Source organism: Streptomyces sp. NPDC020490 (assembly GCF_044335305.1).
GTDB lineage: Bacteria > Actinomycetota > Actinomycetes > Streptomycetales > Streptomycetaceae > Streptomyces.
The window spans coordinates 367,991-381,989 of sequence record NZ_JBIRUY010000001.1 but is presented as its reverse complement, the minus strand read 5'-3'; the positions used below and the strand labels follow the sequence as shown (position 1 = coordinate 381,989).

Sequence of the window (13,999 nt, the reverse complement as noted above, 5' to 3'; positions counted from 1 at the left end):
CGACACACCGGAGGGAGTGTGACGCCACCCGCCGGGGCCGGCGCGGACGGCCGGTCTCCGGATCGTGCCGCGGGTCATCCGGCGGGCGTGACCGCCTGCAGCAGCTGTCCCTCGTCGTAGGCCAGGGCGGGTTCCGGAAGCACGCCCTCGCGTCCGCTGAGCAGCACGGTGAGGGTGCCGGACGCCGCGGCCCCGGTGGCGGGCTGCTCGCCGAGCCGGCGCAGCGCCTGCGCGGCCACGGCGCCCGCGGAGCCGTGCAGGACGAGCGGCGGGCGGCCGGGGCGCTGCACGGCGGCGCGGATGCGTTCGGCGACGAGTTCGTAGTGCGTGCAGCCCAGGACGACGGTCGTCACATCGCCGGGGGTCAGCGCGGCCGCCGCGGCGACCGCGGTGTCGATCGCCGCCTGGTCCGCGTGCTCGACGGCCTCCGCGAGACCGTGGCACGGCACCTCGGTGACCTTCACCCCGTCGGCGAATTCGGCGATGAGGTTGCGCTGGTAGGGGCTGCCGGTGGTGGCGGGCGTGGCCCAGATCGCGAGGGGGCCGCCGCCGGACGCGGCCGGCTTGATCGCCGGGACGGTGCCGATGACGGGCACGCCGGGTTCCAGGAGGGCGCGCAGGGCAGGCAGGGCGTGGACGCTGGCGGTGTTGCAGCCGACGATCAGGGCGTCGGGCCGGTGCGCGGCGGCGGCCTCGGCGACGGCCAGGGCGCGCGCGGTCAGGTCCTCGGGGGTCCTGGGGCCCCAGGGCATGCCGTCGGGGTCGAGGGACAGGACGAGATCCGCGTCGGGCCGCAGGCGCCGTACCGCGGCGGTGGCCGCCAGCAGACCGATTCCGGAGTCCATGAGCGCGATCTTCACCCGGTCACGATAGACGATGGGCCCTCGGCGGCCCGTCGGTTGGGGCAGACTGCGGACGTGAGCCCCGTCGCGTGGACCGCCGCCGTATCCCTCGCCGCCTGGCTGTGGCTGCTGCTGTGCCAGGGGTTCTTCTGGCGCACGGACGTGCGGCTGCCGCCACGCGAGGAGCCCGGCGACTGGCCGCCCGTGTGTGTCGTGGTGCCCGCGCGCGACGAGGCCGCCGTGCTGCCCGAGAGCCTGCCGTCGCTGCTCGCGCAGGACTACCCGGGACGCGCGGAGGTCTTCCTCGTCGACGACGGCAGCGGTGACGGCACCGGGGAACTCGCCCGCGAGCTGGCGCGCGAGCACGGCGGTCTGCCCCTGACCGTCGGCTCGCCCGGCGAGCCCCCGGCCGGCTGGACGGGCAAGCTGTGGGCCGTGCGGCACGGCATCGCGCTGGCACGCGCGCGGGACCCCGAGTACCTGCTGCTGACGGACGCGGACATCGCGCACGCGCCGGACAGCCTGCGGCAGCTGGTCGCCGCCGCCCGCACCGGCGGGTTCGACGTCGTGTCGCAGATGGCGCGGCTGCGGGTGGAGAGCCTGTGGGAGCGGCTCGTGGTGCCCGCGTTCGTCTACTTCTTCGCCCAGCTGTACCCGTTCCGCCGGATCGGCAGGAAGGCGGCGCGGACGGCGGCCGCGGCGGGCGGCTGCGTCCTGCTGCGCGCGGACACCGCCGAGCGGGCGCGCGTCCCGGACGCCATCCGGCACGCCGTGATCGACGACGTGGCCCTCGCGCGCGCGGTCAAGGCGGGCGGCGGGCACGTCTGGCTCGGGCTGGCCGAGCGGGTGGACAGCGTGCGGCCGTATCCCCGCCTGCACGACCTGTGGCGGATGGTGTCGCGCAGCGCGTACGCCCAGTTGCGGCACAATCCGCTGCTGCTGGCGGGCACGGTCGCCGGGCTGGTGCTGGTCTACCTGGTGCCGCCCGTGACGCTCGCCGTGGGAGCGGCCGCCGGCGACGCGGCAGCGGCGGCCCTCGGCGGCCTGGCGTGGCTGGTGATGGCGGGGACGTACGCGCCGATGCTGCGCTACTACCGCCAGCCGCTGTGGCTCGCGCCGCTGCTGCCGTTCACCGCCTTCCTCTACCTGCTGATGACGGTCGACTCCGCGGTGCAGCACCGCCGGGGTCGCGGTGCGGCCTGGAAGGGCCGCACCTACGCCCGCCCGGACGCCGTGCCCGACGAGGGGTGACGGCGGGGACCGGCGGCTGCTTGCGGGCGGGCGTCGAGTTCTACTTGCGGCCGGGCGTCCAGTTCATGCCCCAGCCGTAGGCGTGGTCGACGGTCCGCTGCGGACTCACCCCGCGCTCGGGCACCAGGTAGCGGGCCTCGCGCTGGACGACCAGGTCCTGGCCGGTGTTGGTGATCAGCGCGAGGGCGCACACGGGCGAGGGGACCGTGCACTCGTCGAGCGAGAAGTCGATCGCGGCGCCGAACTGCGGCTGGAGGGTGACCGTGGCGTGCAGGTCGGCGAAGGAGCGGGCGCCCTCGTAGATCGTCACGAAGACGAGGATCCGCCGGAAGGCCTGCTTGTGGTCGAGGTTGACGGTGAGGTTCTCGCCGGTCTCGACGGCGCCGGTGCGGTCGTCGCCGTCGAGGTGGATGTACGGCGGCTGGTGCAGCGATCCGAAGGCGTTGCCGAGGGCCTGGACGACCCCCTTGCTGCCGTCGGTGAGCTCGTACAGGGCGCACAGGTCGAGGTCGAGGTCGGAGTGCATGGCGACCGCTCGGCCGCGTTTGCTGCCCCAGCCGGAGAACTGTTTGCGCACCTGCCAGTTGAGGTTCACCCGCATGGCGCCCGAGGTGCCGCCCTGCTTGGTGAGCGAGACCGCGGGGGCCGCCTTGGTGAGCGTCACCTTGGTCAGCCGGACCGGCGCCGCGGGGACGGCCGGCTGCGGGGGCGGGGGCATGGTGACCGGCGGGGGCATCGTCACCGGGGGCGCGACCGGCGGGGGCATCGTCACCGGAGGGGCGACCGGCGGGGCCGCCGGAGCGGGGGCGGCCGGGCGGGCCACGTGCTGCGGTTCGTCCACCGTGATCCCGTAGTCGGTGGCCAGTCCCTCCAGTCCGCTGCCGTATCCCTGGCCGACGGCACGGAACTTCCAGGCTCCCTGACGGCGGTAGAACTCCCCGAGCACGAAAGCGGTCTCCACGCTCGCGCCCGCGCTGTCGAACCGGGCGACCACGCCGTCCCGCGCGGCGTCGCGGACCTCGATGTACAGGCCCGGGACCTGCCCGAACGTGCCGCCGTCCGCGGAGGCCACGACGACGACGGTCTCGATCGCGGGCTCCACGCGCGCGAGGTCGACGAGCAGGGTGTCGGTGACGCCGCCCGCGGTGTCGCGCTTGCCCTCGTGGCGTACCGCGCCCGAGGCGTGCAGCGGCTGGTTGTAGAAGACGAAGTCGCTGTCGGAGCGGACCTTGCCGCCCACCAGCAGGAGCGCCGAGGCGTCCGCGTCCGGCACGCCCGGTCCGCCGCGCCAGCCCAATTCGACCCTCAGTGCCGTGGTCGGCACCGGAGTATTTGATCCTTTCGGCATTGACATGTCCGCCCCCATCACGTGTCAGCGCGCGAGTCCGCGTCCGAGCAGCCCTTCGGTTCTCCCGCACAACCTATTCCCTGGGGCCGCCAACTCACATGAGGGGCGAGGGAAGACCGGCGGCCAACCCGCCGGTAACCCGCCCGGAACTTGGGCTTTACCCGATCCGAACACGGCCCGGACCCGGATCCGCGCCCCTTTTTGCCAAGTTCGATCGCATTGGGCGTCGGGAGTCACTGCGGACGCGCAAAACAACCCTCTTATCGGTCTCCCCAATCAGCACATCGTGGGCTTAACTTATGTGCCATGACCTCCCCCCGCTCCACTTATGGCGGCGGCTACTACTCCGCCTCCTTCCCGGACACCCCGATCTACGACTCGCTCGTCGCCGAGCGGGGCACCCCGCAGATCGCCCCGATCCGGGTCCCCGCCGCGTACGACATGCCGGGCAGTCATCTGCCGGCCCTGCCGTCGGCTCTGCCCGCCCTGCCGTCGGCCCCGTCCCAGCCCTCCTACGGATACCCGCAGGCGCAGCAGCCGGCTCCGCTGCAGCAGGCGCCCGCGGCGTACATCCCGCAACAGGCCTCCGCGCAGCGCGGCTACCCCGGCCCGCAGCAGCCGCAGCCGCCGCGCCCGGTGGCGGCGACCGGCATGGGCTACGAGGCGATGCGGCCCGCCGCTCCACGGCCCGCCGCGCCCTCGTACCAGGACCCGTACAACAACCAGCAGCAGCAGTACCGCGGTTACTAGGACCGCGGCTCGGCTGCCGCGCCCCGCGGTCCCGGCGTGCGCGCCGGACGGGGCCGGTCGCCGTCCCCGGCTGTCGATGCCGCCTGGCACGATGGCCGCATGGGGAACGCGCTGCTGCAGTCGATACACGTCCATCCGGTCAAGGCGTTCCGGGGCGTCTCGCCCCGGGAGGCCGTGGTGGAACCCTGGGGGCTGGCCGGAGACCGGCGCTGGGTGCTGATCGACCACGGGGGAAAGGTCGTCACCCAGCGTCAGCAGCCGCGCCTCGCGCTGGCCGCCGCCGAGCTTCTGCCCGGCGGCGGCGTCCGCCTGTCCGCGCCCGGCGCGGACCCGTTGAGCGTCGCGGTCCCGCGCCCGGACGGCACCGTGCCGGTGGAGATCTTCGGGGACAAGGTCGAGGGCGTCCCGGCCGACGATCCGGCCGCGCACGCCTGGTGCAGTGCCTTCCTGGGCGCCGACGTGCGTCTCGTGCACATGGACGACCCGGCGACGCGCCGGCCCGTGGACCCGGCGTACGCCCGGCCCGGCGAGACGGTGAGCTTCGCCGACGGCTACCCGCTGCTGCTCGCCTCGGCCGCTTCGCTGGACGCCCTCAACTCCCTGATCGCGCAGGGCGAGTACCCGGCCGAGGGCCCCCTGCCGATGAACCGGTTCCGGCCGAACGTGGTCGTGGCCGGCGCCGACGCCTGGGCCGAGGACGACTGGACGCGCCTGGCCATCGGGGACGTCGTCTTCCGCGTCGCCAAGCCGTGCGGGCGCTGCGTGGTGACCACCACCGACCAGGAGACCGCGCGGCGGGGCAAGGAACCCCTGCGCACGCTCGGCCGCTACCGCCGCTTCGGCGGCGGTCTGCTGTTCGGGCAGAACCTCGTCCCGCTCACCCGCGGCACCCTCCGCGTCGGCGACCCGGTGAGGATCCTCGACCCGGCGGCCTGACGAACCGGCTTCCGGACACGGCCGACCGGCGCCCCGCCGGGACGGACGGGCGGCCCGGTACGGCGACCCGGGGCCACCGCGACGGCGACACCGCGCCGGTGGCCGGAAAGATCCGGACAACGTGCGGCGGGCGGGAACCGGGGCCCGGAGTCCGCGCGTTGAGTCGTCGTGAGGAGTCCGAGGATTCCTGATCCGGGCAGTCCTGCGGATTCCTGAGGCTTTCTGAGGAGTCCTCAGACGTCCTGATCGAGGGCCCGGTCGGCCGGCGGTGACTCCGCTCCCCTTCGACCGGGTCCGCGGGCGAGCGGCTCCGCCGGGGGTTGTCACGGAGCGGGAGGGGGTGCGAGACGGTGCGAGCCATCGGCGGGCTCCGGCGCTGGCGGCGCAATCCGCTGCGCCGTACGACCGACCTGGTGGAGGCCTGGGTGGCGCTGGTCGCCCTGCTGCTGATGCTGGCCGCCGCGCCCCTCGTCGGCACGCTCGTCGGCGGCGCCGCCCAGCAGACCCTGCAGCGGTCCGTGCGGGAGCAGCACCGGACCCGCCACCTGGTGACGGCCACCGTGGTGCGCAAGCTGGACCGTGCCCCGCTGGACACCGACCCCGAGACCTCCTCGGCGCGGGACCTGCGCAGCCGCGTGCTCGCCGAGTGGACCGGACCGGACGGCTCGGCGCACCGCGAAGTGGCCATCGCCGGGCTCGTGTCACCGCACGCGGGCGACCGCTTCGCGATATGGACGGACCGTCAGGGCCGCATAGTGGCCCGGCCGCTGGACTCGGCCACGGCGACCACGCACGCGGTCCTCGCCGGCGTCGGCGCCGCGCTGCTGACCGCCGGCGTCGTCGAGTGCGCCCGGCGGCTGATCGTCTGGCGCATGGTCCGCCGCAGGTACGCGCGTTGGGACCGGGCCTGGGAGCAGGCTGGCCCGGACTGGGGCAGGACCGGCACCGGCAGCTGACGGCCTTCGGACTGTGGTCAACCCATCCCCCGCGCGCACGCTACGGTGGACCGGCCGAAGCATTCGGCGACAACCCGCGTCGACACAGGTGGGGGCACAGCAACGCCATGGCACAGGGCACGGTCCAGGTGACGCACACCGGCACGTCGCGGTGGCGGCGCCGCACGGGTGAGTACGCATCGCTCGCCGCCGCTCTGGAGGCCGCGGCCGACGGTGACGTCCTCACCGTCGCCCCCGGCACCTACCGGGAGAACCTCGTCGTCCAGCGGGCGGTGACGCTGCGCGGCCCCGAGGGCGCCCCCGGCTCGGTGCGGATCGCGCCCGTGGACGGGGTGCCGTTGACCGTGCGTGCCTCGGCGGTGGTGCAGGACCTGTACGTGGAGGGCCAGGACGCGGCCGCGCCCGCGCTGCTCGTCGAGGAGGGCGCGCCGGAGCTGACGGACGTCCGGGTCGTGACACGGTCCGCGGCCGGCATCGAGGTGCGCGCGGGCGCGCGGCCGACCGTGCGCCGGTGCACCGTCGACAACCCGGCGGGCATCGGCATCGCCGTGGTCGACGGCGGGGGCGGGGTGTTCGAGGAGTGCGAGGTCGTCGCGGCCGGGCAGGCGGGCGTCGCGGTGCGCGGCGGCGCGCACCCGCGGCTGGAGCGCTGCCGGATCCACCACGCCTCCGGCTCGGGTCTGACCGCCACCGGTGAGAACTCGGCGCTGGAGGCGGTGGGTTGCGAGGTGTACGAGGTCCGCGGCAGCGGCGTCCAGGTCACCGGCCGCGCCACCGCGCACCTCACCGACTGCGATGTGCACCGCACCACGGCGGACGGCGTCACCCTCGACACGGAGGCGGTGCTCACCCTCGCCGACTGCCGCATCCACGACATCCCGGAGAACGCGGTCGACCTGCGTTCCCGCTCGGTGCTCACCCTGACCCGCACGTCGGTGCGTCAGTTCGGGCGCAACGGGCTGTCGGTGTGGGACCCCGGCACCCGCGTCGACGCCAACCAGTGCGAGATCTTCGACAGCACCGGCGACTACCCGGCCGTGTGGGTCAGCGACGGCGCGACCGCGGTCCTCGACTCGTGCCGGGTGCACGACGTGCCGGACGCCCTGTTCGTCCTCGACCGCGGTTCGCGGGCGGACGTCGTCGACAGCGACCTGTCGCAGGTGCGCAACACGGCGGTGTCGGTGAGCGACGGCGCGACCGCGCAGCTCGACGACTGCCGCATCCGGGACGCCGCGACGGGCGCCTGGTTCCGCGACCACGGCAGCGGCGGCACCCTCAACAACTGCACCGTGGACGGCACGCAGACCGGCGTGATCGTCACCAAGGGCGCCGACCCCACCATCGAGCGGTGCACGGTCGACTCCCCCGCCGAGGCCGGCTTCTACGTGTCGGCGGGCGGCCGCGGCTCCTTCCTGAACTGCCGGGTGACGGGCAGCGGCGGATACGGCTTCCACGTGATAGACGGCTGCCGTACGACGCTGAAGAAGTGCCGCACGGAGCGGTGCGCGCGCGGCGGCTACGAGTTCGCCGACGCCGGTGCGGACGCGGCGCCCGGCGCCGGTCCGGTGGTCGAGGACTGCACCAGCGACGAGAGCGCGGGGGTGCGGCCGCCCACGGCCCGGGAGACGGTCACGCAGACGACCGCCCCGTCCGGCGGCCTGCTGGGCACGGTCCCCGGCCCCCGCAGCGGCGACACGGCGCCGGTGGCCGCCGCCACGCAGCCGGAGCAGCCGGCGCGGGCCTCGCAGGACGTGCTCGGCGAACTCGACGCGCTGGTGGGCCTGGAGAGCGTCAAGCGGGAGGTGCGCGCCCTCATCGACATGATCGAGGTGGGCCGGCGCCGCCAGCGGGCGGGGCTGAAGGCGGCCTCGGTCAAGCGCCACCTGGTCTTCACCGGCTCCCCCGGCACCGGCAAGACCACGGTCGCCCGTCTCTACGGCGAGATCCTCGCCTCCCTCGACGTCCTGGAGAAGGGCCACCTGGTCGAAGTGTCCCGGGTCGACCTGGTCGGCGAGCACATCGGCTCCACGGCGATCCGCACCCAGGAGGCCTTCGACAAGGCGCGCGGCGGTGTGCTGTTCATCGACGAGGCCTACGCGCTGTCCCCGGAGGACGCCGGCCGGGACTTCGGCAAGGAGGCCATCGACACCCTGGTGAAGCTGATGGAGGACCACCGGGACGCGGTCGTCGTGATCGTCGCGGGCTACACGGCCGAGATGGAGCGGTTCCTGTCGGTCAACCCCGGTGTTGCCTCCCGCTTCTCACGGACCATCACCTTCGGCGACTACGGTCCCGAGGAGCTGCTGCGGATCGTGGAGCAGCAGGCCGACGAGCACGAGTACCGGCTCGCGCCGGGCGCGTCGGAGGCCTTGCTGAAGTACTTCACCGTCCTGCCGAAGGGGCCCGCGTTCGGCAACGGCCGTACGGCCCGGCAGACCTTCGAGGCGATGGTGGAGCGGCACGCGAGCCGGGTCGCGCAGCTGGCCGAGCCGGACACCGACGACCTGACCCTGCTCTACGCCGAGGACCTGCCCGAGTCCTCCTGAGGGCGCTGGCCCGGCAGTCCGGGCCGCAGCCGGGCCAGCAGCCGCTCGCGTTCCTCGGCGAACGCCGGGTCCGCCTGGTAGTCGGAGTGGCCGAGGATCGGGGCGGGCAGCGGATGGAGCGCGGTGCGGCCGTAGGCGAGCGGGTCCTTCAGCGGGGGGCGGTCCACCTCGGGCCCGCAGTCGCCGGGCAACCGGACCGGGCCGCCGATCGGGTCGGTGGGCCGGTAGAGGTTGCGCCAGCAGTCGACCTCGTGGTGCAGGCCGGTGAGCGCGGCCGGGCCGAAGTGGGCCGGGAACCAGCGGCCGTAGAGGCGTTCCAGCGGGGAGCCGTAGGTCAGCAGGGCGATCCGTTTGCGATCGGCGGGCCCCAGCTGCCAGGCTGCGGCGGCCGCGAGCACGCTGCCCTGCGAGTGGCCGGAGAGCACGAGCCGGCCGCCGGTGGCGCGCGTCCAGGCCGCCATCCGCCAGGTCAGGTCGGGCACCGCGCGCTCGGCGTAGCAGGGCGGCGCGAAGGGGTGGGCGGCCCGGGGCCAGAAGGTGCCGACGTCCCACAGGATGCCGATGGTGCGCCGTGCGGAGGCGTCCTTGTAGGCGCGTCGGCCCCAGGTGACGAACAGGATGAAGCCGAACCCGATCAGCCAGGAGCCCAGCGCCTGCGAGGTCGCCGCGGCGCCCCGCACGAACGTCGGGGCGTGCCCGGCGGCCTGGCCTGGCGCCTTCTCGGTCAACTGCGCGCCGAGGAGGGCCCCGGCGCCGAGGACCAGGGTGGCGATGGAGACGACGGCGACGACGAGGGGGCCGCGGTCGGTGAGCGCGGCCATCGCGCGGGTGGTCGCGATGCGGCGGGTGCGCGCCGTGTCCTTGGGCTCGCCGGGGTAGTCGTGCTCCACCCGGCCCAGCTCGCCGCGCCGCAGCAGCCAGGTCCGCCGTCCCAGCCAGCCGCACAGCACCAGTACGACGACGAGCAGCAGGGGGATCACGGAGGCCTGCCAGGTGAGCAGGACGGGCGGGCCGTCGATGGAGGTGCCGGTGCCGTCGAGCCAGTCGGACACCCGCTGCGCCACCCCGCCGGACATCACTCCGCCGAGCGCGCAGGCCAGCAGGGCGACGGCGGGTCCGCCGAGGCCCCGCATCGCGGCGCGGGGGTCCGGGTGGGTGCGGTACAGCAGGTGGGCGGCCACGCCGAGGGCGATCACGAGCAGGCCCTGGAGCAGGGCGATGCCGCCGAATGTGGTGTGGCCGCCCGCCAGCCGGCCCGCCGACCGCCATCCCGGGCGCTCCCAGCCGGCGTAGACCACGGTCAGCGCCAGCAGGGCCAGCGCGGTGAGCGGCAGGCGCCGCACCAGGTGCTCGTCGAGGTGGCGGTCGAGGCGGTTCTCACTGCGGCCGCGGCGGCAGACCACCCACAGCACGGCGGCGCCGGTGGCGACGAGCGCCGCCTGCAGGCCCCGGCCCAGCACGTCGAGCACCGCCGGTCCGCCGGGTGCCCGGTCGAAGCGCGCCGCCGCCGAGCCCACCGCGGCGGCCACCGTCAGCAGCCCGGCGGCGGTGTGGGCGGCGCGCAGCCGGGCGACCAGCCGCCGCCCGTACCAGAAGCCGGGACGGCCCAGCGCGGTACGGCCGGTGTCCTCCTCCGGCTCGTGGGTCCGGGAGAGCGGCTGCTGGGACTCGTACGCGCTCCAGGTGCGGTGGGAGAGGTACCACAGCAGGCCGGTGAGCGCGGCCGGCACCGCCGCGGCGAGGGCGAGCCTGCGCCCGGGCCGGCTCCACCAGCCGGCGTGCGCCGCGTCGGGTGAGAGGAAGCCCAGCCAGGAGTGCCGTTCGGCGCACGCGCGCGTGCCCGCGCACTGCCAGGCGGTGAGGTCCAGGGCGACCTCGCAGGCCGCCGCGACCAGCAGCACCGTCAGGGTCAGTCCGGCGAGCCGCACCAGCAGGCCGTACAGGCGGACCGTGCGGCCGCGTTCGCGGGCGGTGGGGCGCATCCAGTGCGCGAGGTTGACGACCATGAACGGCAGCAGCAGGAGCCACAGGGCGCGGCTGCTGTTGCCGGAGGTGAGGTTGCACCAGACGTACGCCTCCGGCACGGGTCCGCCGCGGTGTTCGCCGGGTCTGCTCTCGGCGTCGGCGTCGACGGCGCGCCGGAAGACGGCCGCCGTGTGGTCGCCGGTGACCCGCACCGTGCGCGGGTCGTCGAGCATCTTCTCGGGCGTGGTGCCGCCGACTCCGTGCACCAGGAGTTCGAGGGCGGCTGCGGATTGCCCGGACCGCTCGGCGGGGCCGTCCGTCCCGCCGGCCGAGGCACGTTCCTGCGCACGTTCCACTGTCGCACTTCCCCGTGACGCGCCGTTGCGTTGTGCGTGCGGGCACAGGATCTCCGCTGGGAGGGCGGTTCACACCTGTCGTTACCCAATCTCGCCTGTCCGGGTGACCGGAGCGGGACGCACGGGAAGCGGGTGGCGTGTGTGCGCTGGGGGCCGCCGGTGGCGCCGCTGTCCGCGAGGCGTGCGAGGATGGGACGCCCGCGCACCGGGGCCGGGAGAACGTCCTGGTCGACGAGGGTCCCCCGGGTTCGGGCGGAGTCGAGGATCCGGGGAGGATGCGCGGGGTGTGGCGGACCGCTTGACGAAAGGACCGGAGCGTACGTGAGCGAGAATCAGAACCTCCTCGCGGAGCAGCGGCGCGCCCTGATCCTGGACGAGGTGCGGCGCCGGGGCGGCGTGCGCGTGAACGAGCTGACGCGCAAGCTCGGCGTGTCGGACATGACGGTACGCCGCGACCTGGACGCGCTGGCCCGGCAGGGCATGCTGGAGAAGGTGCACGGCGGAGCGGTGCCCGTGGTGGAGGCGAGCACCCACGAGCCGGGTTTCGAGGCCAAGTCGGGGCTGGAGCTGACCGCCAAGGAGGACATCGCACGGGCCGCGGCCCAACTGGTGGCGCCGGGCACCGCGATCGCCCTGTCGGGCGGTACGACGACGTACGCGCTGGCCCACCATCTGCTCGACGTGCCGGACCTCACCGTCGTCACCAACTCGGTGCGGGTGGCCGACGTCTTCCACGCGGCGCAGCGCACCTCGGGCCCCCGGCAGGGCGCGGCCACGGTGGTGCTGACCGGTGGCGTGCGCACCCCGTCGGACTCGCTGGTCGGCCCGGTGGCCGACCGGGCCATCGGGGCGCTCCACTTCGACCTGCTGTTCCTCGGGGTGCACGGCATATCCGTCGAGGCGGGTCTGTCGACGCCGAACCTCGCCGAGGCGGAGACCAACCGCCGGCTGGTGCAGTCGGCGCGGCGTGTGGTGGTGGTCGCGGACCACACCAAGTGGGGTGTGGTGGGGCTGAGTTCGTTCGCGGAGCTGGAGCAGGTCGACACCCTGGTGACGGACGCGGGTCTGCCGGAGCCGGCCCGCGAGGAGATCTCGGAGCAGTTGCGGCGGCTGGTGGTGGCGGGCGAGCCGGAGGACTGATCCGGCGGGACGGGGCGGGCATCCGGCTGGTCCGAACGTCCGGCGGAACGGTGCGGGCAGCCGGCCGCACGGTCCGAACGTCGGGCGGGACGGGGCGGGCAGTCGGCCCGACGGTCCGAACGTCCGGCGGAACGGTGCAGACATCCGGCGGGCCGGCGGTTATCGTGCCGCCGACAGGCCGACCGCCCTTCCCCCCAAGGGGGTTATGTCCATGCCGCGCCGACTGCGTCCCGTCGGGCTCGACTTCCTCGAGACCGCGCCCGTCCGGCTGGTGTTCGCCCGGGAGGTCCGCGCCGCCCCGGACGCGGTCTACCGCGCGCTCGCCGAGGACGTGCCGGGCTGGGCGGAGTGGTTCGCGGCGGTGGCCGCGGCCCGGCCGCTCGACGACGGCGCCCGGCGCGAGATCAGGCTCAGGGGCGGCGCGCGTCTGGAGGAGACGGTCCTCGCCGCCGAGAAGGCCCGGGTGTACGCCTACCGCGTGGACACGACCGGCGCGCCGGGGCCGCGGGCTCTCGTGGAGGAGTGGCGGCTCGTGCCCGCCGGCGGCGGAACGCGGGTGCGGTGGACCTTCGCCGCGGACGGGACGGCGCCCTTCCGGCTGGTGGTGAAGGCCGCTCGGGCGGGCCTCGGCCGCGCTTTCCGGGACGCGGTCACCTCGCTGGACCGGCGCCTGGCGCGCTGAGGGCTCAGCCGGACCAGACGCCGGTCCGCAGCAGGGACTCGATCGCCGCGGTGTGGGGCGCGATGTCCAGGTCCTGTTCGGCGAGCCAGGCGTCCGAGTAGTACTTGTCCAGGTACCGGTCGCCCGGGTCGCACAGCAGCGTCACCACGCTCCCCCGGCGTCCCTCGGCCACCATCTCGGCGACGATCTTCAGCGCGCTCCACAGCCCGGTGCCGGTCGAGCCGCCGGCCCGGCGGCCGATGACCCGCTCCAGGGCCCGCACGGCGGCGATGGCGGCCGCGTCGGGCACCTTCATCATCCGGTCGATCGCGCCGGGCAGGAAGCTCGGCTCCATGCGGGGGCGGCCGATGCCCTCGATGCGGGAACCGCAGTCGCAGGTGACGTCCGGATCACCGGTGCTCCAGCCGTCGAAGAAGCACGAGTTCTCCGGGTCGGCGACGCAGACGCGGGTGTCGTGCTGCATGTAGTGGACGTAGCGGGCGATGGTCGCCGAGGTGCCGCCGGTGCCGGCCGTGGCGACGATCCAGGCCGGCTCGGGGAACCGCTCCAGCTCCAGCTGGCGGAAGATCGACTCGGCGATGTTGTTGTTGCCGCGCCAGTCCGTGGCCCGTTCGGCGTAGGTGAACTGGTCCATGTAGTGGCCGCCGGTCTCGGCCGCCAGTCGGGCCGACTCCTCGTACATGCTGCGCGGGTCGTCCACGAAGTGGCACTGTCCGCCCTGGAACTCGATGAGACGGCACTTCTCGGCGCTGGTCGTGCGCGGCATGACCGCGACGAAGGGCACGCCGATCAGCTTGGCGAAGTACGCCTCCGAGACGGCCGTCGAGCCGCTGGACGCCTCGATCACCGGGCGGCCGGGCCGGATCCAGCCATTGCACAGGGCGTAGAGGAAGAGCGAGCGGGCGAGCCGGTGCTTGAGGCTGCCGGTCGGGTGCGTCGACTCGTCCTTCAGATAAAGGTCTACCCCCCACTTCTCGGGCAGCGGGAACCGGAGCAGGTGGGTGTCGGCGGAACGGTTGGCGTCCGCCTGAACCTTGCGCACCGCTTCTTTCAGCCAGCCGCGGTAGGCGCCGTCGCTGCGGTCGATGTCGAGGGTCACGCCGTTCGGGATCTGCTGGGAAATGGTCACGGCGGTGCTCCTCACGCGGGGCCGTACACGGGGGAAGTACGGCCGTCGCACCGATGATAGACATCTCGCGCACGCTTCTCACCTGCATAAACGCTGCT

General features: G+C 74.4%; 11 protein-coding genes. 7 read left to right on the top strand and 4 right to left on the bottom strand.

Annotated features, from left to right (window positions below; translation table 11 throughout):
* Window positions 1-74 precede the first annotated feature (74 nt).
* Window positions 75-860: a glutamate racemase gene (locus ACH4ZX_RS01705; RefSeq protein WP_398265811.1), complete on the bottom strand. Its 786-nt coding sequence runs from the start codon at window positions 858-860 to the stop codon at window positions 75-77.
* A 39-nt stretch (window positions 861-899) separates the two neighbouring features.
* Here ACH4ZX_RS01705 and ACH4ZX_RS01700 point away from each other — a divergent pair, with 39 nt between their 5' ends.
* Entirely contained in the window at window positions 900-2,093 is a 1,194-nt protein-coding gene (locus ACH4ZX_RS01700; RefSeq protein ID WP_398265808.1) for a glycosyltransferase, read from the top strand.
* A 40-nt stretch (window positions 2,094-2,133) separates the two neighbouring features.
* Here ACH4ZX_RS01700 and ACH4ZX_RS01695 read toward each other — a convergent pair whose 3' ends face one another.
* Window positions 2,134-3,441 carry a TerD family protein gene (locus ACH4ZX_RS01695; RefSeq protein WP_398266662.1) on the bottom strand — a complete coding sequence of 436 codons (1,308 nt, stop codon included), beginning with the start codon at window positions 3,439-3,441 and terminating at the stop codon, window positions 2,134-2,136.
* A gap of 306 nt (window positions 3,442-3,747) precedes the next feature.
* On the opposite strand from ACH4ZX_RS01695, the gene ACH4ZX_RS01690 reads away from it, so the two are divergent.
* The 4 genes from ACH4ZX_RS01690 (at window position 3,748) to ACH4ZX_RS01675 (ending at window position 8,629) form a co-directional block, all read left to right on the top strand.
* Window positions 3,748-4,191: a DUF6643 family protein gene (locus ACH4ZX_RS01690; RefSeq protein ID WP_398265805.1), complete on the top strand. Its 444-nt coding sequence runs from the start codon at window positions 3,748-3,750 to the stop codon at window positions 4,189-4,191.
* A gap of 99 nt (window positions 4,192-4,290) precedes the next feature.
* Window positions 4,291-5,127, top strand: coding sequence for an MOSC domain-containing protein (locus ACH4ZX_RS01685; RefSeq protein WP_398265802.1), 837 nt, complete (start codon window positions 4,291-4,293; stop codon window positions 5,125-5,127).
* Between the two features lie 350 nt (window positions 5,128-5,477).
* Window positions 5,478-6,083, top strand: coding sequence for a hypothetical protein (locus ACH4ZX_RS01680; protein ID WP_398265799.1), 606 nt, complete (start codon window positions 5,478-5,480; stop codon window positions 6,081-6,083).
* A 107-nt stretch (window positions 6,084-6,190) separates the two neighbouring features.
* On the top strand, window positions 6,191-8,629 hold the full coding sequence (locus ACH4ZX_RS01675) for a right-handed parallel beta-helix repeat-containing protein (protein WP_398265796.1): 2,439 nt from the start codon (window positions 6,191-6,193) through the stop codon (window positions 8,627-8,629).
* Here the strand turns inward: ACH4ZX_RS01675 and ACH4ZX_RS01670 are convergent.
* Window positions 8,599-10,950, bottom strand: a complete 2,352-nt coding sequence (locus ACH4ZX_RS01670) for a hypothetical protein (protein WP_398265793.1) — start codon at window positions 10,948-10,950, stop codon at window positions 8,599-8,601. The two genes, ACH4ZX_RS01675 and ACH4ZX_RS01670, sit on opposite strands and share 31 nt — an antisense overlap.
* Window positions 10,951-11,271: 321 nt before the next feature.
* Between ACH4ZX_RS01670 and ACH4ZX_RS01665 the strand changes: the two genes are divergently transcribed.
* Both ACH4ZX_RS01665 and ACH4ZX_RS01660 read left to right on the top strand, forming a co-directional pair.
* On the top strand, window positions 11,272-12,090 hold the full coding sequence (locus ACH4ZX_RS01665) for a DeoR/GlpR family DNA-binding transcription regulator (protein ID WP_398265790.1): 819 nt from the start codon (window positions 11,272-11,274) through the stop codon (window positions 12,088-12,090).
* A gap of 211 nt (window positions 12,091-12,301) precedes the next feature.
* The gene (locus tag ACH4ZX_RS01660; protein ID WP_398265787.1) at window positions 12,302-12,772 is read left to right on the top strand and encodes an SRPBCC family protein; all 471 of its coding nucleotides are present in this window, start codon (window positions 12,302-12,304) and stop codon (window positions 12,770-12,772) included.
* A gap of 4 nt (window positions 12,773-12,776) precedes the next feature.
* Here the strand turns inward: ACH4ZX_RS01660 and ACH4ZX_RS01655 are convergent, their stop codons facing one another.
* Window positions 12,777-13,901 (bottom strand): PLP-dependent cysteine synthase family protein, encoded by a 1,125-nt coding sequence (locus tag ACH4ZX_RS01655; protein WP_398265784.1) that lies wholly within the window; start codon window positions 13,899-13,901, stop codon window positions 12,777-12,779.
* Window positions 13,902-13,999 lie beyond the last annotated feature (98 nt).